A 25,347-nucleotide genomic window follows, 5' to 3' on the forward strand; every position below is an offset into this window, starting at 1 on the left:
TGACGGATTTATCGGATTTTGTAGTCGATTCAAATTCGGAGTTTGCTAAAGCAAAAGAGGCTTGCCGCTTGGCAAGCCTCTTTTTTTATCTGCTTAAAGAACTCGAACTGGTATCAGCCACAAGCAAAGAGTCTAAACTTGCCCCACCTATAAACAAAGAGCCCGAAAGCACCCCATCCACAAGCAAAGACCCCAAACGTGCACCTTCCACAAAATCCGTGAAATCCGCTTACATCCGTGCTAATCCGTGATCCATCCGATGAATCCGTCTAAATCCGTGATTACCTTTGTCCGGTGAGAAAATCCGTTAAAAACATCCCGGCGGAGCTGCTCCGCGAAGTCGAAATCACCGACATGGTGGCCGAGGGCAAGTGCCTGGTGCGCCGCGAGAACCTGGTCATATTTGTGACGCAAGTGGCCCCCGGCGACGTGGTGGATCTGCGCGTGACCAAGGCCAAAAAGAACTTCCTGGAGGCCGTGCCCACGCACTTCCACAAGTATTCCGAGCTGCGAGTGCAGCCCTTCTGCGAGCATTTTGGCACCTGCGGGGGCTGCAAATGGCAGCACCTGGGCTACGAAACCCAGCTCCAGTTCAAACATCAGCAGGTGGCCGACACCCTGCAGCGCATCGGCAAGGTAGCCCTGCCCGAAATCCTGCCGATTCAGGCCTCCCCCGACCAGACCTACTACCGCAACAAGCTGGAGTACACCTTCAGCCACAACGGCTGGCTGACCAACGAGCAGATTGCCAGCGGCCACAACTACGAGCGGCGCGTACTGGGCTTCCACACCCCCGGCCGCTTCGATAAGATTCTCGACATCAACCACTGCTGGCTGCAGCCCGACCCCAGCAACCAGATCCGGCTGGCCGTGCGCGACTACGCCCTGGAGCACGACCTGCCCTTCAACAACCTTGTCACCCAGGAAGGCTTCCTGCGTAACCTCATCATCCGGACGGCCAACACCGGCGACCTGATGGTGATTCTGCAGTGCTACTACGCCCACGACGCACTGATTCCGCTGCTGGATTTCCTGCACGAGCGGTTTCCGCAAATCACCTCCCTCAACTACGTGCTCAACGACAAGGGAAACGAAACCTTCCACGACCTGGAGGTGGTGTGCTACCAGGGCGAGCCGCACATTCACGAGGAAATGGAAGGCCTGCGCTTCCGCGTCGGCCCGAAATCCTTCTACCAGACCAACTCAGAGGGCGCCTTCAACCTCTACAAAATCACCCGCGACTTCGCCCAACTCACCGGCTCGGAGCTGGTGTATGACCTCTACACCGGCGCCGGCACCATCGCCAACTTCGTGGCCCGGCAGGCGAAACATGTAGTGGGCGTGGAGTATGTGGAATCGGCCGTGAAGGACGCCTACATCAACTCCGAAATCAACGGCACCACCAACACCGAGTTCTACGCCGGCGACATGAAGGACGTGCTCAACGCCGAGTTCATCCAGAAGCACGGCCGCCCCGACGTGGTCATCACTGACCCGCCCCGCGCCGGCATGCACCCCGACGTAGTGGCTCGCCTCCTCGAAATGCGCGCCCCCCGCATCGTCTACGTCAGCTGCAACCCCGGCACCCAGGCCCGCGACCTGGAGCTGCTGGACGAAGCGTATAAAGTAGTAAAAGTGCAGCCCGTGGACATGTTCCCCCACACCCACCACGTGGAGAATGTGGTACTGCTTGAGTTGCGGTAACTGTCATCCTGAACGCCGTGCTGACCCACGAAAAACTGGATGTTTATGCGCGCTACAAAGGCAACTGGGAAAACTGGCTACGTAGCTCAGAAGGAATCTATAGTCTGCAAGCAGGCAAGCCCAGCTTGTTAACGGATGAAGATTGGTCTTTAATCGACAGGAGCGTACAGGACTTATATCTTATCCAGAACGGACTGGCGGCCAAATCTTATACAGAAGAGCTTGAGGCCAAAGTATCGGCTCTTTGCGAGGACTCCACAGTTATGCAAAAGATGCGAGAACTGGTCCCTTACCAGTATGGTCTCTGGAACCAGAAAATCTCGCCAGAACAATCTTTACTGATACGATTTATTGATTGGGTGTTTCGTTTGTTTGCCTGATACCTTCAGCCTGCTAGATTATGAATCACACCAACGGCACGAACACAGCAAGTATCTTATTATCACCGAATGGACGATTTGAAGCAGCTGGTCCTAAACGGTCCTCTAATTTTGGATGAATTGATTGCTTGGATGGATGGCGGCTCCGTCACACTCAAGCTCATTGATAGTAATGGCAGCGCATTCAATGTAGAGTTCGGCCAGACGATGTTGCTTGAAAAGCAGTCGTACGGGAATACACCGGGGAGCTTCCTGCTTAATGGGAAGGAAGTGCCTATTAGATCTGATAGCGAAAACACACTACTGAGGGCTTTGCGCAACATCCATTTCAAGGATTCTCTTCCAGCAGACCAGCAAACAGCCACCAGAGTATGGATTCAGGAACTAATAGATTTTGTTGAATCCGAAGAGTATTTGCGTATAGCAGCTCTTATGGGCCGATTACCCAGTTGAAGACAGAACATATGGACTACACCAACGACCCAGAACTGAACGGCAAATACCTCGGCACCATCACCAAGGACTTTGCTACCGTGTCCGATACGCTGAGTGAGGCTTCCTCGCAGATCCGCAAGCGGGATATTTCCAAGTATCCCATTTTCGTGTTTGCCCGCCAGGAGGTGCCGTTGGGCGGCCTGCTCATCAACGCCGACGAGCTGAACCTGGAGTGGCACGTATTCGCCAGCTACCTGGAGCTGTTCGTGCAGCAGGGCATCGTGGGCCAAGACGGCATCGAAGCCTTCCAAAGCACCTACCGCGACGCCGACGAGTACTGCTGCCTGTTCGTGCTGGACGAGGAGTTCACCAACTTCGTCTACATCCCCTACCCGGAAGATTGACAATCCTGTCATCCTGAGCGGAGCGAAGGACCTTATTACGCTAGAACGGCAATCGTAGTAACGACTCGTTCTAGCGTAATAAGGTCCTTCGCTCCGCTCAGGATGACAGGGTTTCTATTCTACACCCCTACTCAAAGTGGTTGAACCCCTGGGCGCGGAGCGGGATTGGCTGACCGGCTTTGGTGATGAGGTTCGCGCCTTCGCTCTTGTCCACCATGTGGCCGATGATGGTGATGTCGGGGTGGTTCTTGATTTTGTCGTGGTCTGACAAGGGCACGGTGAAGAGCAGCTCGTAGTCCTCGCCGCCGTTGAGCATGCACATGATGGGGTCGAGGTTAAACTCCTCGGCCACTTCCAGCGTGGGGTTGGCGATGGGTAGGTTCTCGGTGAACACGCGGGCCCCCGTGCCGCTGGCGGCACACAGGTGCAGCACCTCGGAGGCCAGCCCGTCGGAAATGTCAATCATGCTGGTGGGCACCACGCCCAGGTCGCGCAGCTCGTGCACCACGTCCATGCGGGCCTCGGGGCGCAGCTGGCGCTGCAGCACGTAGGGGTATTTATCCAGCTCAGGCTGGGTTTCGGGGTCGGCCTGCCAAGCTTGCTTTTCACGCTCCAGCACCTGCAGGCCCAGGTAGGCCCCGCCCAGGTCGCCAGTTACGCAGAGCAGGTCGTTGGGGCCGGCGCCGCTACGGCGCACGGCTTTGCCGGCTTCGGCCAGGCCCAGGGCCGTGATGCCGATGGTCAGGCCGCTGCGGCTGCCAGTGGTGTCGCCGCCCACTACGTCCACGTTGTAGGCCTCGCAGGCCAGCCGGATACCTTCGTACAGCTCCTCCACGGCTTCTACCGAGAAGCGCGACGGCACGCTCAGGGCCACCACAATCTGGGTGGGCAGGGCGTTCATGGCCGCCACATCCGATACGTTCACGGCCACGGCTTTGTAGCCCAGGTGTTTGAGCGGGCAGAATGTGAGGTCGAAGTGCACGCCTTCCACCAGCAGGTCGGTGCTGATGACCAGTTCCTGCCCGGCCGGGGGCGCCAGAATAGCCGCATCGTCGCCGATGCCGAGGATGGTGCTGGGCTGCTGCAGGTGTACGGTTTCCTGAATCCGGCGGATCAACCCGAATTCGCCTACTTTATCAAGGGGAGTTACGTCGCTCATTAGAATCGCTGATTTGCGCTGATTGTGCTGATTGGCTGGCCTGTTCACCAAGTAATGCCCGGCTGCCCGGCTACCATGGGCGCCAGGAGCAAAGGTACGACAGGAAGTCGGCGGCCCATATTCCGGCCAGACCGCCAGCGCTTCTCTCCATGAGCCCACAAAACAACGAGGCCCACGATAAGTCGTGGGCCTCGTTGCTCTTCAAAAAATCAGCGCAATCAATACAATCAGCGCAAATCAGCGATTTACTTCACCATCAGTTCTTTGTAGAGCTTGGTCTGGCCGTCTTTCGAGATGAACTGCACGAAGTACAGACCAGCCTTCAGGCCCGAGATGTCGAGCGTGATTTTCTCCGTCGATAAGCCCTGCGGCTGCGCCGTGATGGACTGGCCGAGGTTGTTCATCACCACGATAGAGCCCACCTTCACATCCTTCAGCTCGACGAACGCCGTGCCGCTGGCGGGGTTAGGATACACGCTGATGCCGTTGTTGAACTTCTCCAGCACCTTCAGCGGGCCGTAGGTACCGAACGGGCCTATGTAGTCGTTGTGCTCGCCGAGGCGAGAAAAACTCTGGGCAGCCGGATCCGCAGTGCCACCGCCAGATGGAAACGCTGACGAATAGGATTCCCACTCAGTAGATATATTGTAGCCTGTTCTAACGGTAGGAGTTCCTCCTTGTTGTTGAGGATTCACACGTACACCGGATGAAACACTAGCCCGACGAATCAATGACTGATTAGCCGACGTTACCAGTGTACCTCCGGCATCTTGCGCCGACCAAGACGTACCAGGGTCTTGACCAATAACGCCAAAGATATCTACCAGAACTGGAGTGCCTGTGCCGGCAGTGCCGCTTGTCCAGCGTACTAGCGCCAAAGCGTCGTTGCCGTTGTGATAGGCAACACCGCCACGTACCAGTGTTACGTTTGGAGTTACAGTGCCTACCGGGAAAGACGCCAGCTGGTCGGCTTTGCTGGTAATGGCTGTAATGGTGGCTTCGCCGTTGGCATACACGAAAGTAGCAGCGGAATTGAGCGTGTTAGCGCCCGTGCGGCGTACCAGCCTCTCTTCTTCGGTTACGGTAGCGCTGCCGTTGGAATAGCGGCGAATGGAGTAGGCATTCAGGCTAACCGACGAAGACGTGGGGTTGAAGACTTCGAGGGCCCGTTCGTTGCCGGTGGAGTTGGAAACGCCGCCGTTGTAGCTGATGCCCGACTGGTGAGCACCCTCGGTGTATTCCGATAGGAACAACTCGGTGCCCTGGCCGCGGGAAGTAGCCGCTGCCAGCAGCAGGGCTGACACTAATACGTAATGTTTTTTCATGAAGAAGGTTGGTCAGTGGTTCACTAAACTGCGGCCGAAGATAGGCACTTTGCGCGGGGTTTATACGTTATCAGCGCGTAAAACGCACATCGTCTATATAGGCAAGCATCCTGATTATCAGGCATGATACAGCATAAACACCCCGATTTCATTGCGCCTTTTTGTCCGGCCAAATGCCACTCAGCCGTCCGGACCGGCCGCTTAGCGGTAGCCAACGGCGCAGAACAGCCTTGCTCTCATTATCGTCAATTAGCATTTACTCGTTGCCGAGTGCTTTCTTCGCTGCCCCGAACCGCTTTTCCCTGCTTATGAAAAACACCGTTTGGCTGGCGTTGATGCTGGCCGCTTTCACCGCCTGCAACCGCACGCCCAAAGCCGTTGATCCGGCGTCGGCCTCAGCCGCGAAGGAGCAGCTGAGCGTGCTGCGCGATTCCGTGGACGTGCGCTGGACGCAGATGATGGCCAGCGACGACGCCAAGATTGTGGCCCAGGCCCAGATTCTGAACGAGCTGGAGCGCAGCCCCGGCGCCAACCAGCCGCAGCTGCAGCTCCTGGACCGCGCCAACAGCCGCCTCAAGGCCCTCCGCTACCAGCAGCTCAGCATGCAGTCGGCCCAGATTGACCGCTACGACTCCGCCCAGGATTCGCTGCTCACGGCCCTGCGCGGCCTCGTGACGACACCAGGCGCCGCCAGCACCACCGTGCAGAATACGCTGGAAACCATCGGCCAGTACGACGGGCAGGTGGTGGGCTACCGCGTTCAGTACGACCGCGCCGCCAAGCAGTTCAACAGCTACCTGCAACTGCATGAGAGCCAGTTGCAAGGCAAGGCATCCAGCAAGACTCTGGCACCGCTCCCGCTGTTTGAGCTGCAGAATTAGCACTGGCGTTCCAGCCACCGCAACCCAGGCCGCCCATCGGAACGAGGCAGTGCCGCACAAAAAAAATTGGGCCATGCAACCTATCCGGTCAATCACGACTCCTTGCTCAAACCGATAGCTGAGGTGCTATGCACCCCAACCTGTCTGGTTGAGTTGGTTGTGGAAAAGGCGACCGGTACTTACCGGCCGCTTTTTTACGTTTTAGCGGTTTGCTTATTGGCTCTGAATGATACCCTTGCAACCTCTGGTTGAGTTCCGGCATCTTACTGATACTGATTTTCTCACCTTCAATCCAACCAGAGCTTATGCTTCAAAACTACACCTTGCGTTTTGGGCTGCTTCTTGCCGGCCTGCTGACAGTGGCCTGCGCTAGAGAAGTCGACGAGCCGCAGCCTGACAGCTGCAATACTTCTGCCACCATCCAGTACCCGTTGTGCAACGTCCTCAACTGCGCGCAGCATCCCATTCTGCTGGTACTGGCCGACGGCAGGCAACTCAAGCCATCGGGGGCGGTGTGGAGCAGCTTCTGGAGTAACCTGGGCACACCCGCGCCGCAACGCGTCCGGATGTCCTATCAACTACTCCCGACCCAGGCCATCTACACTTGGGGCAACGCTGAAATCAGTTGCATTAGCTCAGTTCAGGAGTAACCAGCAAGTTCAGGTTCAACCTGACCATACATCAGCTTACACACGAAACGCCCAGCTACAGTAGCCGGGCGTTCGTGCTTGTATGGTTTTGGTTGAATCGTTTATAGCAGAAACCTGCTACAGCTTCGCCATTTCGTCGCGCACGAAGTCGGCGAGGGTACGCAGGTACCCGGTGCTGAAATCGAAGCGGATGCCGGCAGCGGCGTAGATGTCGCCGATGGGCGCGGTGTAGCCCAGGGCCAAGGCCTGCTTGTAAGCAGCCAGCCCCTGCGTGGGGTTCTGGCGGAAGTTGCGCCACACGGCAATGGCGCCGAGCTGCGCCATGGCGTACTCGATGTAGTAGAACGGCACTTCGTAGAGGTGCAGCTGCTTCTGCCACAGGTAGGGTTTGATGCCTTCCAGGCCCTTCCAGCTCACAGTGCGCTGGTTGAACTCGTCGAATACCTGCTGCCATTGCTGGTGGCGCTGCTCCTCGGTATGCGTGGGGTTTTCGTAGATCCAGTGCTGGAACTTGTCGATGGTAGCCACCCACGGGAAGGTTTCGAGCACGCCTTCCAGGTGCGTTTTCTTGGCGCGGCGCAGCTCGTCGGGGTCGGTGAAGAACACGTCCCAGTGGTCCATGCTCATCAGCTCCATGCTCATGGAGGCCAGTTCCGCTACTTCGGACGGTGGGTGCTTGTCGGCGCCGAGCGGCAGATTGCGGGTCAGGAACGAATGCACGGCGTGGCCGCCTTCGTGTAGCATGGTCACCACGTCGCGCAGCGAGCTGGTGGCGTTCATGAAGATGAACGGCACGCCGGTTTCGTCGAGCGGGTAGTTGTAGCCGCCGGGGGCCTTGCCCTTGCGGCTTTCCAGGTCGAGGTGGCCCATCTGGCGCATGGTGCGCAGGCAGTCGCCGAGGTAGGGGTCGAGGCGCTGGAACACGTCGATGGTCTTTTCCAGCAGCTCTGCCCCCGTCCCGAAGGGCCGCAGCGGCGCTTTGCCGCTCACGTCCACGTCCAGGTCCCAGGGGCGCAGTTCGGGCAGGCCCAGATCCTGGCGGCGCTCCAGGTCGAGGTCGTCGATGAGCGGCACCACGGTTTCGCGGATGGCCCGATGGAAGTTGAAGCAGTCCTGCGGGGTGTAGTCGAACCGACCCAGCGCGGCAAACATGTAGTCGCGGAAGTTGGCGAAACCGGCATTCAGCGCTACCTGATGGCGCAGCCCGATCAGCTCCGTAAACAGCGCGTCGAGTGGCTCCGAGTCGCGGAGGCGGCGGGCCTGAATGGCGCGGTAGGCATCTTCGCGCACGGTGCGGTCGGTGCTCTTGAGGCGGTCGGCGGCGCGGGGCAGCGTCACTTCTTCGCCGTCAAACGTGACGGTCATGGCGCCGGCAATGGCAGCGTATTGCTGCTGCTTGGTGCTGATGTCGGTTTTGAGCGGAATGTTCTCAGCGCGGTAGATTTCCAGCGCCTGCCGCACCGAGCGCAGAAACACGCGGTACTTCTGCGAGTCCAGCTCTGGCAGAAATTCCGAGGCCAGCATCTTCTCGTTGAGGGCATGGTCGTAGGGCGCCACGTTGGGCTCAATCTCACTCACGAAGTACTGAAACGCCGTGCTGCGGGCCTCGTCCTGGGTGTCGCAAGTCATGCGGATGTAGCGCCAGGCCAAGTCCTCGCTCAGCGCCGACTCCAGCTCCGAGCGGTCGAGCAGCCAGCGCTCCAGCTCCGCGCCGGAATGGATGGTCCGGTCGCACAGCTCCACAAAAAACGGCTCCAGCGCCGCCCAATCCGTCACCGAGTAGTCTTCGGGCAGATAGTGGCGGGGCGGGCGCTGGGTATCGGTAGCCGAGGCAGTCGGCATTTCAGAGGAAGTAGACATAGAAGCTCGGATACGGGGGAAATGGGCGGCGGGGTATGGTACCACTATCGTTGGCCGATGCGGTTAAGGTCGTTCAACGATAGTGGTGTCACGAGGCCCTGCAGGCAACTCGTGGTACCACGACGGTTGCTACAGGCGCTAATCGATTTCGATAACCACGTCGCGGGTGAGTGGGTGCGCCACGCACACCAGCACGTAGCCCTGGTTCATCTCCGAGTCCGACAGGCCTTCGCGCTCATCCAGGTGAACTTTGCCCGAGAGGCACTTACCGCGGCAGGCTGTGCACAGACCCGCCTGGCACGAATACGGCAGGTCGATGTCTAGGTCGAGGGCTGCTTCCAGAATGGTCTGGCTGGGCTTCACCTCAAACTGGTACTCGGTGCCTTCGTAGTTCACGGTCACGTTGCGGGTCACGATCTGGCCGTCGTCATCGGAGTCCGACACGTCGCCGTGTCCGCCGGGCTGGGCGGCGGCGGTTTCCTGCGTTTCGGCAGCCGCCACGAAACTCTCGCGCCGGATCTGGGCCTGGGGCACGCCCAGCAGCTCCAGCGCCGATTTGGCCTCGGCCATCATGCCGTCGGGGCCGCAGAGGTAGTAGTCGGCCTGGGCGGGCGGGGCCTGGTGGCGCTGCTCCAGAATACGCAGCAGCATGGTGCGGTTGAGGCGGCCGGTGTGCTGGTGCGCCGCTACCGGACCGGTGGGCTGGCTGTAGATGTGCTCCACCTGCAGGCGGCCACCGCTCTGAGCTTCCAGCTGGCGCAGCTGCTGCCCAAATATCACGGAGGACTCGTTGCGGTTGCCATATACCAGCAGCACCTGGCTGCGGGGCTCGTCGCGCAGCACGGCCTTCAGCATGCTCATGAGCGGGGTGATGCCCGAGCCGGCGCCTACCAGCACCAGCGAGCGGGCCGCGGCGGGGTTGGGCGTGAGCGTGAAGTTGCCGAGAGGCGCCATGGCCTCCAGCTGCTGGCCCACGCGCACCGTGTCGAGCAGGTAGTTGCTTACGAGGCCGCCCGTTACGCGCTTCACCGTCACGGACAGACGCGGCGCCTCGCTGGGCGTACTGCTGAGCGAGTACGCCCGGCGCTCCTTTTTGCCGCCCGGCCCACAGGGCAGGATGAGGGTGAGGAACTGGCCGGGGGCGCTGGCGATGGGCTGGCGGCCGGGCGCTTCGAGGTGAATGGTGACGGCGTCGTTGGTTTCCTGGGTGAGTTCAACAACGGTAAGCGTGAGGTACGGACTGCTCATCGGGAGCTTAGGGGCTTGGGGACTTGGGAACTTGAAATCGGGGCCGCAAAGTACGGGATTCTATGGCGGATGCTTTAGCTTGCGGCGCCGCGACCCGGCGTACAAAATATTGCCCTGGGCAAATTCTCTGCCGCCGACCTGCAGCCTGTCTGCCTCGGCGGCAGGCAATGGCCCCTTGGTAACACCTTTCTTTTTAGCCTTGTTCAGAAGTATGCTTGCTGATCTGCTCGAACGCCACCAACACGAATTCCACCCCGTCCTGCCCGTCGACCTGAATGCCCCCGACGTGGTCCGCCTCGATTTCACCGCCCACAACCCCGTAGTGCGCGACGCCGACCTGCGCGACACGGCCGCTTTCGAGACGCTGGTTACAGAGCTGCTGGCCGACCAGAATGCGCATATCGGCGTGGGTGGCTACCTCGAAAACCGCGTCATCTACCGCCGCAGCCCCGGCCTGTTCGGCGACCCGGCCGTGCCCGCCCGCTCCCTGCACCTGGGCGTGGATGTGTGGCTGCGCGCCGGCACGCCGGTATTGGCCCCGCTGGATGCCACCGTGCACAGCGTCCAGGACAACGACAACTTCGGCGACTACGGCCCCACCGTCATCCTGCAGCACACCCTCGAAGACACCACGTTCTACACCCTCTACGGCCACCTGAGCCGCCGCGAAACCGCGCTGCTACGCCCCGGCATGGCTATCGAAAAAGGCCAGACCTTCACCGAAGTCGGCCCGGCTCCCGAGAACGGCGACTGGCCGCCGCACCTGCATTTCCAGGTGATAGCCGACCTGCAGGGCCGCTCCGGCGACTTCCCCGGCGTGGCGTTGCCCGAGGAGCGCGAGCAGTGGGCTACTCTGTGCCCAGATCCGAACCTGATCCTGCAGAGCCGCTGGCTGTAACGCAAAGCTCCTGCTTCCGCGAACGAGCGAAGCGAGTATGCGGAAGCAGGAGCTTCGCGTTACTTCTAGTCGAACTTAATAGCCGTGACGGGCTTGATACGCGAGATGAGGTAGGTGGGCACCAGCACGGCCAGCAGCGAGGTGGCAAACACGGCGGCGTTGAGAATGACAATGATTTTGGGGTCCCAGAAAATCGGAACCCGGTCCATGTAGTAGTTCTCGGGGTCGAGCGGGATGAGGTGGGTGTAGTACTGCAGCGCGCAGAAGCCCAGCCCCACAAGGTTGCCGTAGAGCATGCCGCGCAGCGTGAGGCTCAAGCCCCGGAAGAAGAACATACTGCGGATCTGGCGGTCGGTGGCGCCCACGGCTTTCAGCACCCCAATCATGTTGGTGCGCTCCAGAATCATGATGAAGATGGTGGCCACCATGTTGAACGTGGCCACGAAGATGATCAGGATCAGGAAGATGATGACGTTGCGGTTGAGCAGCTGCAGCCAGTCGAAGAGCTGCGCGTACTGGTCCGTAATTTTGTCCAGCTTGAGGTCGTAGCGCAGGTTTTCGTAGAGGTTTTCCGCTACCGGGTCGAGGCGGTTGAAGTCCTTGAGCACCACTTCCACGCCGCCCACCAGCGAGTCGGGCCAGGCGTTCAGGTCCCGGATCTGGCGGATGTCGCCGATGACATACACCTCATCAAACTCGTCGAGGCCGGTTTGGTAGATGCCTTTCACGGTGAACTTGCGCACCCGCGGCGGATTCTGAATGAAATAGAACAGGGCGTCGTCGCCGACCTTGAGGCGCAGCTTGTCGGCCACCTTGCGCGAGAGCAGAATGTCGTTGGAAGCCGCCGAATCGGGAAAGGTCAGGAACTTACCGGTCTGCAGGTTTTCGCGCATCGGCGACTGGCCATCTTCCTCCGAAATGCCTTTCAACACCACGCCCAGCACCTCATCCTTGGTTTTGATGATGGCCGTTTTGCGGGCGAAGGGCTGGATGGTCTGCACCTGCGGGAAGCGGTGGAGCTCTTTTACCAGGCGGGGGCCGCCGATGGGTTCCACCTCCAGCGAGTTGTTGGTGTCGTACTTGCTGATCTGCAGGTGCGCGCCAAAGGAAAAGATCTTGCTTTGGATTTCGTTGCGAAATCCTTCGAGGATAGCAAAAGACACGATCATCACCGCAACGCCCATGGCAATGCTGATGATGGCTATCTTTGTCACCGAGGAGGTAAAAGACCCCGAGTCGGCTCCGTCAATCTTGTGGGATATGTACCGCGAGACGTTCACTGCCGTAAAGCTACGCGTCTACGGTCAGTTTCCTAGCTTCGTTTCCTGATGCCGATATCCAATTTTCCCGGTCTGCTGAGCACTGCCTTGCTGCTCGCCAACTGCAGCGCTACCGCGCCCACCCAACCCGCCGCCGCCACACCCGCGCCTGCCCCCTCAGTTACAGTAGCTTCGGCGCCGCAAGTACTCACCGAGCCCGCCGCAGCCCTGCGCGTGGGCGCTGCCCGGTTCGAGCGGTACCTGCCGCTGCTAAAGGGCAAGCGTGTGGGCCTGGTCGTGAACCAGACGGCGCTGGTGGGTCGCGCCTTTCTGCTCGATACGCTGCTCACCCAGGGCGTAGCGGTGAAAGCCGTTTTCGGGCCCGAGCACGGCTTCCGGGGCGAGGCCGCCGACGGCGCCACCATCAAAGACGGTAAAGACGCCCGCACCGGCCTGCCGGTGCGCAGCCTCTACGGCGCCACCAAGAAGCCCACGCCCGCCATGCTGGCCGACGTGGACGTGCTGGTGTTTGATATTCAGGACGTGGGCGTGCGGTTCTATACCTTCATCAGCACCATGCACTACATCATGGAGGCGGCCGCCGAGCAAGGCAAAGAGGTGATTGTACTGGACCGCCCCAACCCCAACGGCTGGTACGTGGACGGACCGGTGCTGGAGCCGCAGCACAAGTCGTTTGTGGGCATGCACCCCATTCCGGTGGTGCACGGCCTCACGGTGGGCGAGCTGGCTCAGATGATCAACGGCGAAAAGTGGCTGGCCGGCGGCAAACAATGCCGCCTGACGGTGGTGCCCGTGCAGGGCTACACCCACGCCACCCGCTACGAGCTGCCGGTCCGCCCCTCCCCCAACCTGCCCAATGCCCATTCCGTGACCCTCTACCCCACCGTCTGCTTGTTTGAGGGCACCGACGTGAGCGTAGGCCGGGGCACGGAAATGCCGTTTGAAGTGATTGGGGGCCCCACCCAGCCCGCCACACGACCGTATAGCTTCACGCCCAAGCCCAACACTGGCTCGCCCACGCCGCCCCAGAACGGCAAGCTGTGCTACGGCCTCGACCTGCGCAGCTCCGGCAACGACGTTGGCTTCACGGTGAAGTATTTGCTCGACTTCTACCAGCAGAGCACCGCCAAAGACAAGTTTTTCGGCAAGTACTTCGAGCAGCTGACCGGCACTTCCACGGTACGCCAGATGATTGTGGCCGGCAAGACGGAGCCGGAAATCCGGGCTTCGTGGGAGCCGGCGCTGGGGCAGTACAAGGCTATGCGGCAGAAGTATCTGTTGTACAAGTAAGGGCGCGTTGTGCGCGCCTGGCCACTGCAAGGCCACTTTTTACGAATAAAACAGTCTTATCCGGACCATGGAGTCGTCATCATCAGCCAACGGGCGCGTGCAACGCGCCCCTACACGCATCATCTTCATGGGCACGCCGGAATTCGCCGTTCCAACGCTGGAAAGCCTGCTCAGCTGGGACGGCTGCCAGGTGGTAGCCATCGTGACGGCGCCCGACAAACCGGCCGGGCGCGGGCGGCAGCTGCAGGGCTCGGCCGTGAAGCAGGCGGCCGAAGCGCACGGCCTGCCCGTGCTGCAGCCTACCAACCTGAAGTCGCCGGAGTTTCAGGCGGAGCTGAAGGGCTACGCGGCGGACTTGCAGGTGGTGGTGGCTTTCCGGATGCTGCCCGAGGCCGTCTGGAACATGCCGCCGCAGGGCAGCATCAACATCCACGCCTCGCTGCTGCCGCAGTACCGCGGGGCGGCGCCCATCAACTGGGCCCTCATCCACGGCGAAACCCAGACCGGCGTCACCTCCTTTTTCCTGCGCCACGAAATCGATACCGGCGACCTGATCTTCCAGGACGTAGTGCCGATTGCCGACGAGGACGATTTCGGCTCGCTGTATGAGAAGCTGAAGCTGGCCGGCGCGGCCCTGGCGCTACGCTCAGTGCAGGCCATTGCGGCCGGCACGGCGCCCAGCCTGCCCCAGCAGGAAAGCGCGGAGCTGCGCGCCGCCCCCAAAATCCAGAAGGAAACCGGCCGGCTGGATTTCAGCGAGTCGGCGCCAGCGCTGGCCAACCGCGTGCGGGGCCTCTCCCCCATCCCCACAGCCTTCACCCAGCTACCCGATGGCCGCACGCTCAAAGTCTTCCGGGCCCAGCCCTTCGACGACGAGGAAGCCAGCGGCCCCGATACGGGCGGCATCGGCACCTGGCACACCGACGGCCGCACCTACCTGCGCGTGCAGACCGGCAGCGGCCTGCTCAGCCTGCTCGATGTGCAGCTGGAAGGCAAAAAGCGCATGCCCGTGCAGGAATTCCTGCGGGGATTCAACGCATCTTCTCTGTCAGTCTGAGTCCGACTAACAGGTACTTCTGACGACAGCAACTCACTAATCAAAACGCATGGTATCCTTCGTAGTAGCCACCGCCGAAAACAACGTCATTGGCCACGATAACCAGCTGCTCTGGCACCTACCCGACGACCTCAAGCACTTCAAGCGCCTCACCCAGGGCCACCCCGTGATTATGGGCCGCCGCACCTACGACAGCATCGGGCGGGCACTGCCTAACCGCCCTAACCTAGTAGTCACGCGGCAGCAGGACTGGCAGGCGCCAGGCTGCGAAGTGGTGTATTCGGTGCCGGCGGCGCTGGAGCGGGCCGCCCAGCTCGATGAGGAAGTGTTTGTAATTGGCGGCGCCGAAATCTACCGTCAGGCTATGCAGGCGGCCGATACCATCTACCTCACCGAAGTACACCATAGCTTCGAGGGCGACACCGTGTTTCCGGAGCTCAACCACGCCGAGTGGCGCGAAGAGTCGCGCGAGCGGCACGAGGCCGACGAGCGGCACGCCTACGCTTTCAGCTTCGTGACGCTGCGGCGGCGGTAGTCGCCCTAATTTGCCACGAAAACATAAAAAGGGCCGCCAATATTGGCGGCCCTTTTTATGTGCATCTGCTAACAGATTCCTACTTAGCGAATCAGGACGATCTTGCCCCAGTCGTTTTTGAAGGCCCGGCGGTCGGCCTCGGCGCTGGTGGCGCGGCGGCTGAACTTGCTGGTCGGGTCGTCGAGGATAACGCGGTACAGGTAGGTGCCATTGGCTAGCCGGTCGCCATAGGTGTCGGTGCCATCCCAAGCGTAGCCCGTGATGTTGTTGCCGATGCGCAGCGGCCCTTTGGCCGTAATGTCTTCCATCATGATTTCCTTCACAACGCGGCCCGTCAGGGTCAGGATCTGGATTTTCATGTCCCGCGGCAGCTCGGCGCCAGTGAGCGTAAACACGAACTGGGCTTTGCTAGTGACGGGGTTGGGATACGGGAAGACGTTGGTGATGGTGGAAGCATTCACTACCTCAAACGTCACGCGGTAGGGCTCGGAGCCGGCGGGCCGGTTGGTGGCGTCGCGGCCCTGCACCTCCAGGGTGTAGATGCCGTCGGCCAGCGCCTGGGTTTTGCCCATATCCAACGTCAGCACTGCCAAGCCTTTCGTCGAGTCTGATTCGAAGATGACGTTGGAGCCGTTCAGGTCAAGGCGCGTAGCCGTGGTCTGGCCGGGCGCAGTCAGCAGCACATCAAAGTTGTTGGCGTTCTGGATGCGGCGCAGCCGGTCGTCGTCTTTGAGCTGCACCCGGATGATGGGCGTGGGCGACACGATTTCGCCGTTCAGAATCCGGCGGCCATCGAAAGCCACGTCCAGCACGGGCGGCGTGTTGCGGTCATCTACCTGGAAGGCCGGCAGCAGCAGCTCGTTGTTGAAGAAGTACAGCTCGGGCAAAGCGCGCGGCTCAGCCGTAGTGGTCGGCCGTGGGTTCACCACCACGTTGCCGCTGATGGAGCCGTCGAGGCCTACCACGTTCACGCTGGCGTTGAAGCTCACCTGCGCGTTGGCCGCCAGTGGCCCACCGGGTACGTCTACCAGCGCCGTGCGGGTGGCCCCGCCGTTGCTGAGCGTGATGCGGGCTTTCAGCGGGCCGCTGAAGTTGATGGACGATACGTTCTCGAACACCACCGGTACCGTTACGCTACCGGTTGCGGCAGCCTGCCGGGCCAGGTTGGCGGCATCGTACACCGTGGCAGGCGTGGCCAAGTCGCGGCGGACAATGCCTTCAGGCACGCCCTGGTAGGTTACCAGCCATTGCTCCAACTGCGGCGCCGTGCGGTTCACGGTGTCGCGCAGGCTCAGCACCAGCTTTAAATAAGGGTATTGCTGGGCTGAAACGCCCGCCAGCGCCAGACTGCGGCTCGTGACGTTGGGGTTCAGCACCCGTTCCACATCTTGGGCATCAATGCCTACCAATTGCAGCGTGTAGCTGTCGGAAGCATCGGGTAGACGCACCGTATGATAAAGCGTCTGCCACTCCTGGGCCGGACCGATGCGGGTAGACGATACGGTGCCGCTGCCGCCGCGGGTGCCAATCTGGCCATTGAGGGTAATTACCTGGCTGGCGCGTGGCGTCGGGCTGGCGGGGTCGGCGGTTACTTCCTGAGCGGGGCGGGGATTGGGGCCCTTTTGCACCAGCAGCGCATACGGGTCGCCGTCCTGCAGGCTATTGATGCGCGTGGCACCGAGGCTGGTAAGCACGGCTTTCAGCGAAGCCGGGAAAGCCGAGAAGTTCACCTTGTTCATCGACAGCAGGGCGATGTAGTCGCCGGGCCGCACGTTGCTGAGCAGCGCCTGCAGCTGCGCTTGGCGAGCAGGTGTATTGATATTGTCAGTGCCGCCAGCACCTCCTTGAGCAGCAAAATGATAGAAGCGCAGGCTACCCTGCCCGCATGAGTCGTAGACGCCGCCGCCCACGTTACGCACGGGTCGCAGCGTCCGACCGTTGAACACGGCGACCATAATATTGGGCCGTGACACTGCGCAGTTACCAGTATAAGGTGAGGTGGCGGCCGTAATGCCGTCGGTTATTTCGTTGAAAGTGGCACCACCGGTTCCACCCCCGCGCGTCACCATGGTTATGGCCTGGCTGATTTCGGCGAAATCCCAGCGGCCGGAAGGCGCGGCAACGCTCACATCGGTAAGCTGGTCGCGGCGGAACTGGCCGTGGTGGCTCTGCGACCAGCCACCTGAGGTACCCGGAATCACGCGGAACGAGCTGGTAGCCCACTCCGGGTTTTCGTTGAGGGCCGGGTCGGGCGTCTGGAAGCGCAGGCGCCAATACCACACCACACTGTCGCGGCCCGTGAGGGCGGGCAGCGTGGGGCGCCAGTCGGGCACCAGCGTGGTCGTAACGGTGCGGGTTTGCTTGAGGGCGCTGTTGAAGGTGGGCACGGTATCGAGCTCCATTTCATAAGCCCGCGTAGTGCCGCGGGGGTCGTTGGTCTGGCCTACCAGGCGCAGGCCGGCAGCGGGCACGATGGCAAATTCCGGCGGCCACAGCGTCGTGACGCCGCCCTGCAGGAAGTTGAAGCAGGCCTGGCCACTGTTGTTGGTTTCCAGAATTTCCGCAATACGCTGCTGGTAATCCAGTTCCACCTGGAAGCAGTTTTCGCCGAACACGCTGCCGGTATTAGGCAGTACGAAAGCGTAGGTGGTATCGCGCCAGGCCTGGCGTACGATGTAGGTGTACACGTCGGGGGCGCGGGTGCCGGCGCTGGTGGTGGGGTAGCGCCGCGTAATGCGCACGTCCAGCGGATCGGTGGTAATTTTGCCGGGGTTCTTCACGTTCACTACCACCTTAAGGCTGGTAGCGGAAGCCTGCAGCGGGCCGGCCCCATTGGGCTGGATCTGCACGTCGCCGGGCTGATTGGCAATGAAGTCAGGCTTGTCGGGAGCGTAGAAGCGCAGAGCCGGGTCGCCAAGCCAGATGTTAGCCAGCGCCTGAGCTACCGGACTGCCGCCGTCGCCGCCCAACTGGGCCAGCATACGCCGTGCAGCTTCGGCCTGAATAACAGGAATGGGCTTGCCGTAGAAGGCCGGGTCGTTGAAGGCCAGCTTGTAGAAGTTGGTGCTGAACGCATCCAGATCCTGCGCAAAGCCCAAGTCAGAATCCGACATGAAGCCTACTGCCCCTTTGTTTTCCGCAAAAATCCAGTTTTCAGACAACGTCCGAACGCCCAGATTCGAGAAGACAGCATTGGCCGAGCAGCCGTTGAGCAGGAATACCGGATACTTATTGGGGTTGTTGTAGCCTTTGCCCGGATCAGTGGGGTCGCCAAAGTTCAGGTCGAAATCCAGCGCCGAGCCGTGCCCGAAGTAGGTTACCAGGGACACCCCGGCGTTTATTTCGGGCGCAATAGTGATGCTCACGGGCAGATTGGAACCCTGTGAAGTGGAGCGGCGGTACGTTTTCACCACCGTACCGCCAAACAACGGCCGCTCTGCAAAGCGCTTGTACTTGTCTACGTAGCTTTCAAACTCCTCAAAATCCCCGGGGTATTTACCACCGCCGGCCATGTGCACGATGTTCTTGCGCCACGGTTCGGCGCCTAAGGCTTCGTGGGCTTTCAGCTTATTGAGATACGCCACAATTTCGGCGCCGTTGCTGGCCGACACGCGGCCAGTGGGCATGCGGGCAATGTAATTGTTGTTTTCCCAGTCGGCCGACAGGAAATTGTCGGAGGCGCTGCGCGTGGGGCCCGGAATCAGGTCGATGGAGGGTGGCAGCGAATTACGGCTGTACTCGCCCACCATCAGGCCCTTGCCCAGCAGCAGCAGGTAGTTGGTTTGCGTGGCCGGTGAGTTGGCCAGCTCCCAGCGCACGTAGTTGCGCATAGCCCCCACCGACTTCTCACCGTAGTGGAACTGGTCGTAGAGTTGCTGCGAGGTCACTATCACGGTATCGTAGCGGCCGCCGGCCGTGGAGGCGCGGTAGGTAGCATACGCCCGTACGGCATCCACGCCGCCCACCGGCTTCATCAGCAACGGGTGGCTGACAATTAGAAAATTGGTAGCAGCGGCATTCAGTGTCCGAAAACGCACGCGCGTAGCCGGGCGAGGCACCGACGCCACGGCCTCATCGGCCAGCAGCAACTTGCGGGTGCGGCCCGCCGCCGACGGAAACACGTAGCCGCGCTGCTGCCCGGCCAATGTGGTGCCGGCAATGCGCTGTACGGTGTAGGGGTCGGTTATATCGAAGCCGGCTACTGTGGCCGGGATGGAATCCAGCGCGTAGTAGGCCGGCCCAGCCAGCGTGGAGTCGTTGAGGAAAGCTACCTGCTTACGCCCGGCAAACCAGCGGTTGGTTTGCGGAAACGTGTAGCGTACGTAGCCGACGCGGTAGTTGGTATAGCGGCCCGGGCTGGTAGTCGCCACTGCACGAGACAGAATGCGGACCTGACCGTTGGCGGCAAAGTCGCTCAACTGTAGTGCATACGTAAGCTTACGCTTGTCGAACCCGTTGATTACAACGGAACCCAGCGGCCGCTCGGCGTTGGTAGCAGCATTGAATACCGACAGAGCAACCGTGCGGGAACTACTACCATAGCCAACCAGCAGCACTTCTACCTGCGGCGTACCGCTTGCGGCGCGGCTCCAGGCAGAGTCTGCAGCCATAGTAGCCAAGGACGCGGGATTGGTGCCGGAAAACTGGCCTGACAGCCAGCCTTCGCCCGCTTCGCCCCAAGGCATGTATACATTGACGAACTGCTCGTCGTTGACGTATGCAAACTGCCCGGTATACAGCACCTGGCGTTGGGCCATGCGGTACGGCTGCGCCGTCGCCGTGGGGGCCAAGGCCGGCTGCGCCATGCGCAGGCCATTGGTCGTAGCCGACCACGTCAGGAAATAGGCAGCCGTATCGGTATAGAGGCTGTAGAGGTCGTGGGGTTGGGTGACCGCGCCGCCTTTGTAGATGCGCTGGTCGAGCTTGCCGTCGTTGCGCTGGCCGTAGAACTCGAAGTAGGTGGTGGCGTCGAGCGTGGTTTGGTTGCCCCCGCCGAAGATGGCCACCTCGCGGCCGCGCCGCCAGAGCTGTACCCGCTGCGGGTTTACGCCGCTGATGCCCGCCTGCGCCAGATACTGCTGGTCGAGGCGGTAGAGGCCGTCTTTGAGAATCTTGATCTTATAGTACTGCTGGCTGGGTACAATCCACTCGTTGCCGTAGAGCGTCTGGGCCGAAACGGAGCCGGCGGTCAGCAGGCCCAGCAACACCAGGCACCAGCTCAGCAGATAGCGAAGTCGGTAAGGTTGTGTCATATAGTAACGTAGAAACGTAGTGAGGGAGAAGTGCCGCGCCAACCTACATGCTGCTGCAATAGGTTCCGCTGCCCATCTTATTTGATGCCGTAACCCAGCGAGACAATGATGTTGTTGGTTTGGGTGCGGCCGGCCAGCTTCTCGATGGCGAGCTGCGACAGGGCCACATCCAGCCGCAAACCGCTCAGGGCCACGCCTACGCCCAGGCTGGGCTGCACCTTCCATTCTTCGGAGCCCGAGAAGGCCTGAATCTTCTGCACGTTGCTGACGCCACCGCGCAGGAATACCAGATTCTTGTAGCCGATTTCCAGGCCGGCCCGCGGATCAATGCTCACCAGCTTACCCGAAACGAGCGTGTTGCGCTGCCCATCAGTGGTCAGGTCCAGATCCACAGCGGCCAAAGCGGTGAACTCGCCGGGCAGCTTCACCAGGCGGCCCACGCCCAGCACGAAGCGGGGCAGCGTGACTTCGGTGCTGCCCTTGGGCACGCTGCTACCGGTGGAGTCGCCGGCAATGGGGCGCAGCTTGTCGGAGTTGATGGACCAGGCGTTGACGGTGGTGGTGATGTCGCGGGCCATGAGGCCGAGGCGCCAGTTGCCTTTGTCGTACTGCACGCCCGCATCAATGCCGAAGCCCCAGGCATTGGCAAACTCGCCGATGTTGCGGTAGATGACTTTGGCATTGGCGCCCACTTTCAGGCCCTCAATGTTGCCAAGGCGCCGCGCGTACGACAGCATCAGGGCGTAATCGGCTACCGAGAAGAACCGGATCCGGTCGTACTGAATGTAGCCGTACTCGTTGATCAGGTCGCGGGTGTCGGCAATGTCATCGACGCCCAGGCGCACGACGCTCACGCCGATGGCGCTTTTGTCGTCGAGGGGCATGGAGAAGGCGCCGTAGTCGTTTTTCACGATACCCGAGAACAGCTCGGAGTGCATGAGTACGGCATCGTACTTGGCTTTCTGGTCGAGCAGACCGGCCGGGTTCCAATAGCCGGCGGTGGCATCGTTGGCCAGGCTGACCTGCACTTTGCCCATGCCGAGGGCGCGGCCCCCGACACCGATGTTGAGGAATTCGTTGCTGTACTTGGGCGTGGTGTCCTGGGCAACGGCCCGCTGCGGAGCCAGGGCCAGCAACCCGCTAAGGCCCAGAAGTACAGGAGTAATACGGAAAACGTGCGACATAGAAAACAGGCTAAAAACGGCTAATCCGATTCACAACGCAAGTTACTAACTAATAGTGCGCCGCGGTTTCGCGGGCAGTAGAAACTACCTCCCACCCCGGCCGCCGCCACCAGTCAGCAACCCGGTTACCGGCATCTACGCTGCTGCGGCCGTTGCCGGATTCCGGCAGATAACTACCTCACTTGCCTCCGCAAAAAGCCCTTACCAGGGCAATTAGCGCCCTGCAGCCCGGCCGCAGGCGGCAAAGCCACGCCCGGGCCTCCGGTAGCCACCCAGTGCTGTCGGCAGCCGGTGCCTGCCGACAGTTTCTTTTCCGGCGAAAACCTGTCCTCAAAAAATATTTTCAACAGTACCTTGTGTCACATAGTACCTTTTGTTATCTTTGACTCATTCTTCACCGATCTACCATCGCAAGCCCATGAAAGTAGAGAACACCCAAGTGCAGATGCGGAAGGGCATCCTGGAGTTCTGCATTCTGGAAATCATCGCCCGCGGCGAGGTGTATGCGTCGGACATGCTCGAAGAGCTCACCCAGGCCCGCATGATTGTGGTCGAGGGCACGCTCTACCCGCTGCTCACGCGCCTCAAGAATGCCGGCCTTCTGGATTATACCTGGAAGGAATCCACGAGCGGGCCGCCCCGCAAGTACTACACCCTCACCGAGGCCGGCACGGATTTCCTCCATCAGCTCCGCCTCACGTGGGAGGAAGTCGAAGCCTCCATCCGCATCATCCGCACCAAGCCTTCCGCCACCGGGAGCGCCGAACTACCGGACCTACTTTAGGCCCCGGCTTCTTCCCTTCTCCTCCCGATTTTTTTCCGACTAGTTGCAGCAACTGAGATGAAAAAGAATATCAGCATCAACCTCCAGGGCATCATCTTCCACCTCGAAGAGGACGGCTACGACGTATTGGGCCGCTACCTGGCGGAAGTGAAAGCCCACTTCAGCGGCTACCGCGGGCACGAAGAAATCGTGGCCGACATCGAGAGCCGCATTGCCGAGCTGTTTGCCGCCCGCCTCTCGGGCACCAAGCAGGTGATTTCGCTGGAAGATGTGCAGGCCATGACCGCCAAAATGGGCCGCGTGAGCGACTTCCAGAGCGCCGACGACGCCGAGGACGAGGAAGAGCTGCTGGCCGAAGCCGTAGCCAGCGGCACGGCCCAAGGCACCTACGCCGACGGCACAAACGGTGCGGGCCACCGCGCCAGATCCGGCCCCGAAGCCGCCGCCGATACCACGCAGGGCGCGCCCCGGCAGATGTACCGCGACATGGCCCACCGCAAGGTGGCCGGGGTGGCGGCCGGGCTGGCGCACTACTTTGGCACCAACCCGCTCTGGATTCGGATTGCCCTGCTGGTGTTGCTGCTGGCCGTGCCGACAGTGTTCGACGATACACCGCTCAACCAATTTGGCGAGCGGGTAGCGGGTATCACGGTGCTGGCCTACATCATCCTGTGGGTGGTGCTGCCCAAACGCTACGACACCACCGACCCCGACACCGACCCGGCGTTTAAGAAGCTCTACCGCGACACCGACAACGGCAAGGTCGGGGGCGTCTCGGCCGGTCTGGCGGCCTACCTGCGGGTAGACGTGGTGGTGGTGCGCATTGCCTTCCTGCTGCTGCTCATTGCCGGCAGCCTGGGCTTCTGGCTCTACATCATCCTGTGGATTCTCTTGCCGGAGGCGAAAACCGCCTCCGACAAGCTCCGCATGCGCGGCGACGCCGTCACGCTCTCGGCCCTCGACGAAAACCTGCGCAACAACCCCTACGCCGCCGGCTCCGAGGCCAGCCCCGTGAATAACCGGCCCGTGGGCACGTTCCTGGAAGACTCGTTCAGCAACGTGCGGCCCGTCATCAACGGCATCGGCTCGCTGATCCGGGTGGTGGCCGGCGGCATCATGGCCCTCACCGGCTTTGCCATCCTGCTGAGCGTGGTAATTGCGCTGGGCATCGGCCTGGGGCTGATTTCTTCATCTGACAACCTGGATTTCGGCCCGCTGCAGCCCTTTCTGCTCTTCAATGACATTTCGGTGTGGGCGGTGCTTTCCTTCTTCCTGCTCACGGCCATTCCGGCGCTGGCCCTGATGCTCTCGGGCCTGGGGCTGCTGCTGCGCCGCTCCGTGTTGAGCCGCACGGCGTCGCTCACGCTACTGGGCTTGTGGCTGCTGGGCATCGTGGGCAGCTCGGTGGCCGGCATCCGGGTGGGCCGCGAGTTTCAGCGCGAAGAAGAAATCACCCAGACCACCACGCTCGACCGCCTCAGCAGCTCCCGCCTGGTGCTGGAGCGCCGGCAGCTCAACAACGACAAGTGGGTGGACCTCGACCTGGTCGGCATCGACAGTGCCCAGGCCCCGCGTCTGGAGCGCATCATCGCCGCCAAAGGCGCTACCGATTCGCTAGCCCGCCGCACGGCGGCCACCTCTACCAGCCACAACGTGCGCGTCCTCAACGACTCGACCCTGAGCGTGGATGACCACTTCACCTACCAGCCCAACGCCCGCTTCCGCGACCAGCAGATGCGCCTGCGCCTGCTGCTGCCCCGCGGCCGCTCCTTCCGTATGAGCGAAACGTTTGCCAACTGGCTCAACGACGAAGACTACGTGAACGGCCAAGCCCCCTATCACCCCGAAAACGAAGTGTTCCGCATGCAGGGCAACAAGGTGGAGTGCCTCAGCTGCTCCGCCGACGACCTGCGCGGCCGGGATACTGATAACGACAACGAAGACAATGCCGACTACGACGAAGGCCGCGACGACTCCGACGTGAAACTGAGCTTTGACCGTGTGGAGTCCATCAACGCCGACGAGGATGCCTACGGCTCCGGGCGGGAGAGCTTCAACGAAACCGACTTCAACGAGGTCAACATCGTGGGCGGCTACCGGGCCATTATCCGGCAGGGCAGCACCTACACCGTGCGCGCCGCCGGCGACGACCGCACCCTGCGCGACCTGAAAGTTACGCGCGACGGCCGCGAGCTGACCATCAGCCCCCGCAACCGCAACCTGTTTGATGCCCGCCGCAACGACCAGGAACAGGTGCTGCTCATCATTGAGCTGCCCGAGCTAAACAACCTGAGCCTGGTTGGCGGCACCCACGCCGAGGTCAGCGGTTTCAACTCCGGCGACCTGCGCGTCACGCAGGCCGGGGGCAGCCAGCTGCGCCTCACCGGCACGCTGCAGCAGCTGCAGCTGGAGCTGGCCGGCGGCTGCCAGGCCGCCCTGCAAGGCAGCGCCGACGAGCTGAAAGTGGACGGCGCCGGCGCCTGCGAGGTGGCCGCCGCCTCGTTCACCGCCCGCCGCGCCGATATCGATGCGGTAGGCGCCACCAAGGTGCGCCTGCACGTTACGGACGAGCTGCGGGCTGAGGCCATCGGGGCCAGCCTCATCGAGTACAGCGGCAAGCCCACCACCATCCGCCGCGAAGCGCTGGGCGCCGCCGCCGTTCGCAGCGTGGATTAACCGTGCCCGGTGCGGGCCATCCTACACTGGCCTGGACCTAGCCGGTATCAGCAAAGTGCGCCTTCATGTGACGGAAACCCTGAATGCCGACGCCATCGGGGCCAGCGTGGTGCAGTACAACGGCACCCCGCGCAACGTGGAGAAGGACGTCATCGGGGCTTCCCGCATAAGTGCCGTGCGTGATTAACGGCTACTTCATGCGGCCCTCACCCGGTTGGCAGCACTTTTGCTACCGAGGTCCTCAATTGTTCCCCCGCAGGCAACCTTGACGCGCTAACTCGCATCTATCTGCCTGAGTGACCAGCAATGTCTTTTTCTGGTGAGTGAAAGACTGGTCGAAAAAGT

The 25,347-nt window shown here is 61.3% G+C and carries 19 protein-coding genes; 12 read left to right on the forward strand and 7 right to left on the reverse strand.

All coding sequences use genetic code 11. The features are described from left to right. Positions 1 to 294 precede the first annotated feature (294 nt). From rlmD to O3303_RS08275, 4 genes are all read left to right on the forward strand, one after another. A complete protein-coding gene (rlmD, locus tag O3303_RS08260; protein WP_434086414.1) occupies positions 295 to 1,704 on the forward strand; it encodes a 23S rRNA (uracil(1939)-C(5))-methyltransferase RlmD in 1,410 nt (469 codons plus the stop codon). A gap of 17 nt (positions 1,705 to 1,721) precedes the next feature. Next, entirely contained in the window at positions 1,722 to 2,084 is a 363-nt protein-coding gene (locus tag O3303_RS08265; protein WP_269561586.1) for a hypothetical protein, read from the forward strand. 69 nt (positions 2,085 to 2,153) lie between these two features. Further along, a complete protein-coding gene (locus O3303_RS08270) occupies positions 2,154 to 2,537 on the forward strand; it encodes a hypothetical protein (protein WP_269561587.1) in 384 nt (127 codons plus the stop codon). 11 nt (positions 2,538 to 2,548) lie between these two features. Beyond that, complete coding sequence (locus O3303_RS08275) at positions 2,549 to 2,923, forward strand: hypothetical protein (protein ID WP_044002587.1); 375 nt, start codon at positions 2,549 to 2,551, stop codon at positions 2,921 to 2,923. A 127-nt stretch (positions 2,924 to 3,050) separates the two neighbouring features. Here O3303_RS08275 and thiL read toward each other — a convergent pair whose 3' ends face one another. Both thiL and O3303_RS08285 read right to left on the reverse strand, forming a co-directional pair. Continuing rightward, the gene (gene thiL / locus O3303_RS08280; protein ID WP_269561588.1) at positions 3,051 to 4,082 is read right to left on the reverse strand and encodes a thiamine-phosphate kinase; all 1,032 of its coding nucleotides are present in this window, start codon (positions 4,080 to 4,082) and stop codon (positions 3,051 to 3,053) included. Positions 4,083 to 4,327: 245 nt separating this feature from the next. Continuing rightward, positions 4,328 to 5,407: a T9SS type A sorting domain-containing protein gene (locus O3303_RS08285; protein WP_269561589.1), complete on the reverse strand. Its 1,080-nt coding sequence runs from the start codon at positions 5,405 to 5,407 to the stop codon at positions 4,328 to 4,330. Between the two features lie 308 nt (positions 5,408 to 5,715). On the opposite strand from O3303_RS08285, the gene O3303_RS08290 reads away from it, so the two are divergent. Continuing rightward, entirely contained in the window at positions 5,716 to 6,288 is a 573-nt protein-coding gene (locus O3303_RS08290; protein WP_269561590.1) for a hypothetical protein, read from the forward strand. 305 nt (positions 6,289 to 6,593) lie between these two features. Beyond that, positions 6,594 to 6,938 carry a hypothetical protein gene (locus O3303_RS08295; RefSeq protein WP_269561591.1) on the forward strand — a complete coding sequence of 115 codons (345 nt, stop codon included), beginning with the start codon at positions 6,594 to 6,596 and terminating at the stop codon, positions 6,936 to 6,938. Between the two features lie 117 nt (positions 6,939 to 7,055). On the opposite strand, the gene O3303_RS08300 is transcribed toward O3303_RS08295, so the two are convergent. Next, on the reverse strand, positions 7,056 to 8,798 hold the full coding sequence (locus O3303_RS08300; protein WP_269561592.1) for a M3 family oligoendopeptidase: 1,743 nt from the start codon (positions 8,796 to 8,798) through the stop codon (positions 7,056 to 7,058). A 138-nt stretch (positions 8,799 to 8,936) separates the two neighbouring features. Then, on the reverse strand, positions 8,937 to 10,046 hold the full coding sequence (locus O3303_RS08305) for a ferredoxin--NADP reductase (RefSeq protein WP_269561593.1): 1,110 nt from the start codon (positions 10,044 to 10,046) through the stop codon (positions 8,937 to 8,939). Between the two features lie 211 nt (positions 10,047 to 10,257). Here O3303_RS08305 and O3303_RS08310 point away from each other — a divergent pair, with 211 nt between their 5' ends. Further along, positions 10,258 to 10,944, forward strand: coding sequence for a peptidoglycan DD-metalloendopeptidase family protein (locus tag O3303_RS08310; protein ID WP_269561594.1), 687 nt, complete (start codon positions 10,258 to 10,260; stop codon positions 10,942 to 10,944). 65 nt (positions 10,945 to 11,009) lie between these two features. On the opposite strand, the gene O3303_RS08315 is transcribed toward O3303_RS08310, so the two are convergent. Beyond that, on the reverse strand, positions 11,010 to 12,158 hold the full coding sequence (locus O3303_RS08315) for an ABC transporter permease (RefSeq protein ID WP_269561595.1): 1,149 nt from the start codon (positions 12,156 to 12,158) through the stop codon (positions 11,010 to 11,012). 114 nt (positions 12,159 to 12,272) lie between these two features. On the opposite strand from O3303_RS08315, the gene O3303_RS08320 reads away from it, so the two are divergent. The 3 genes from O3303_RS08320 to O3303_RS08330 all read left to right on the forward strand — a co-directional run bounded on the left by O3303_RS08320 (position 12,273) and on the right by O3303_RS08330 (position 15,106). After that, positions 12,273 to 13,514: an exo-beta-N-acetylmuramidase NamZ family protein gene (locus O3303_RS08320; protein ID WP_269561596.1), complete on the forward strand. Its 1,242-nt coding sequence runs from the start codon at positions 12,273 to 12,275 to the stop codon at positions 13,512 to 13,514. A gap of 127 nt (positions 13,515 to 13,641) precedes the next feature. After that, positions 13,642 to 14,571: a methionyl-tRNA formyltransferase gene (gene fmt, locus O3303_RS08325; RefSeq protein ID WP_269561892.1), complete on the forward strand. Its 930-nt coding sequence runs from the start codon at positions 13,642 to 13,644 to the stop codon at positions 14,569 to 14,571. 49 nt (positions 14,572 to 14,620) lie between these two features. Next, a complete protein-coding gene (locus tag O3303_RS08330; RefSeq protein WP_269561597.1) occupies positions 14,621 to 15,106 on the forward strand; it encodes a dihydrofolate reductase in 486 nt (161 codons plus the stop codon). 83 nt (positions 15,107 to 15,189) lie between these two features. On the opposite strand, the gene porU2 is transcribed toward O3303_RS08330, so the two are convergent. Both porU2 and O3303_RS08340 read right to left on the reverse strand, forming a co-directional pair. Further along, positions 15,190 to 20,358, reverse strand: coding sequence for a putative type IX secretion system sortase PorU2 (gene porU2 / locus O3303_RS08335; RefSeq protein WP_269561598.1), 5,169 nt, complete (start codon positions 20,356 to 20,358; stop codon positions 15,190 to 15,192). Positions 20,359 to 20,435: 77 nt separating this feature from the next. After that, entirely contained in the window at positions 20,436 to 21,542 is a 1,107-nt protein-coding gene (locus O3303_RS08340) for a putative type IX sorting system protein PorV2 (protein WP_269561599.1), read from the reverse strand. Between the two features lie 418 nt (positions 21,543 to 21,960). Between O3303_RS08340 and O3303_RS08345 the strand changes: the two genes are divergently transcribed. Both O3303_RS08345 and O3303_RS08350 read left to right on the forward strand, forming a co-directional pair. After that, on the forward strand, positions 21,961 to 22,326 hold the full coding sequence (locus O3303_RS08345; RefSeq protein WP_269561600.1) for a PadR family transcriptional regulator: 366 nt from the start codon (positions 21,961 to 21,963) through the stop codon (positions 22,324 to 22,326). A 57-nt stretch (positions 22,327 to 22,383) separates the two neighbouring features. Continuing rightward, entirely contained in the window at positions 22,384 to 25,002 is a 2,619-nt protein-coding gene (locus O3303_RS08350) for a PspC domain-containing protein (RefSeq protein ID WP_269561601.1), read from the forward strand. The last annotated feature ends 345 nt before the right edge of the window (positions 25,003 to 25,347 follow it).

Origin of the sequence: Hymenobacter canadensis (assembly GCF_027359925.1) — a bacterium.
GTDB lineage: Bacteria > Bacteroidota > Bacteroidia > Cytophagales > Hymenobacteraceae > Hymenobacter > Hymenobacter canadensis.

What these genes read in the sequence shown, in the direction of transcription:
- O3303_RS08270 (WP_269561587.1), top strand. Translation starts at nt 2,154, where the DNA reads ATGGACGATTTGAAGCAGCTGGTCCTAAACGGTCCTCTAATTTTGGAT.
- O3303_RS08275 (WP_044002587.1), top strand. Translation starts at nt 2,549, where the DNA reads ATGGACTACACCAACGACCCAGAACTGAACGGCAAATACCTCGGCACC.
- thiL (WP_269561588.1), bottom strand. Translation starts at nt 4,082, where the DNA reads ATGAGCGACGTAACTCCCCTTGATAAAGTAGGCGAATTCGGGTTGATC.
- O3303_RS08285 (WP_269561589.1), bottom strand. Translation starts at nt 5,407, where the DNA reads ATGAAAAAACATTACGTATTAGTGTCAGCCCTGCTGCTGGCAGCGGCT.
- O3303_RS08290 (WP_269561590.1), top strand. Translation starts at nt 5,716, where the DNA reads ATGAAAAACACCGTTTGGCTGGCGTTGATGCTGGCCGCTTTCACCGCC.
- O3303_RS08295 (WP_269561591.1), top strand. Translation starts at nt 6,594, where the DNA reads ATGCTTCAAAACTACACCTTGCGTTTTGGGCTGCTTCTTGCCGGCCTG.
- O3303_RS08300 (WP_269561592.1), bottom strand. Translation starts at nt 8,798, where the DNA reads ATGTCTACTTCCTCTGAAATGCCGACTGCCTCGGCTACCGATACCCAG.
- O3303_RS08305 (WP_269561593.1), bottom strand. Translation starts at nt 10,046, where the DNA reads ATGAGCAGTCCGTACCTCACGCTTACCGTTGTTGAACTCACCCAGGAA.
- O3303_RS08310 (WP_269561594.1), top strand. Translation starts at nt 10,258, where the DNA reads ATGCTTGCTGATCTGCTCGAACGCCACCAACACGAATTCCACCCCGTC.
- O3303_RS08320 (WP_269561596.1), top strand. Translation starts at nt 12,273, where the DNA reads ATGCCGATATCCAATTTTCCCGGTCTGCTGAGCACTGCCTTGCTGCTC.
- fmt (WP_269561892.1), top strand. Translation starts at nt 13,642, where the DNA reads ATGGGCACGCCGGAATTCGCCGTTCCAACGCTGGAAAGCCTGCTCAGC.
- O3303_RS08330 (WP_269561597.1), top strand. Translation starts at nt 14,621, where the DNA reads ATGGTATCCTTCGTAGTAGCCACCGCCGAAAACAACGTCATTGGCCAC.
- porU2 (WP_269561598.1), bottom strand. Translation starts at nt 20,358, where the DNA reads ATGACACAACCTTACCGACTTCGCTATCTGCTGAGCTGGTGCCTGGTG.
- O3303_RS08340 (WP_269561599.1), bottom strand. Translation starts at nt 21,542, where the DNA reads ATGTCGCACGTTTTCCGTATTACTCCTGTACTTCTGGGCCTTAGCGGG.
- O3303_RS08345 (WP_269561600.1), top strand. Translation starts at nt 21,961, where the DNA reads ATGAAAGTAGAGAACACCCAAGTGCAGATGCGGAAGGGCATCCTGGAG.
- O3303_RS08350 (WP_269561601.1), top strand. Translation starts at nt 22,384, where the DNA reads ATGAAAAAGAATATCAGCATCAACCTCCAGGGCATCATCTTCCACCTC.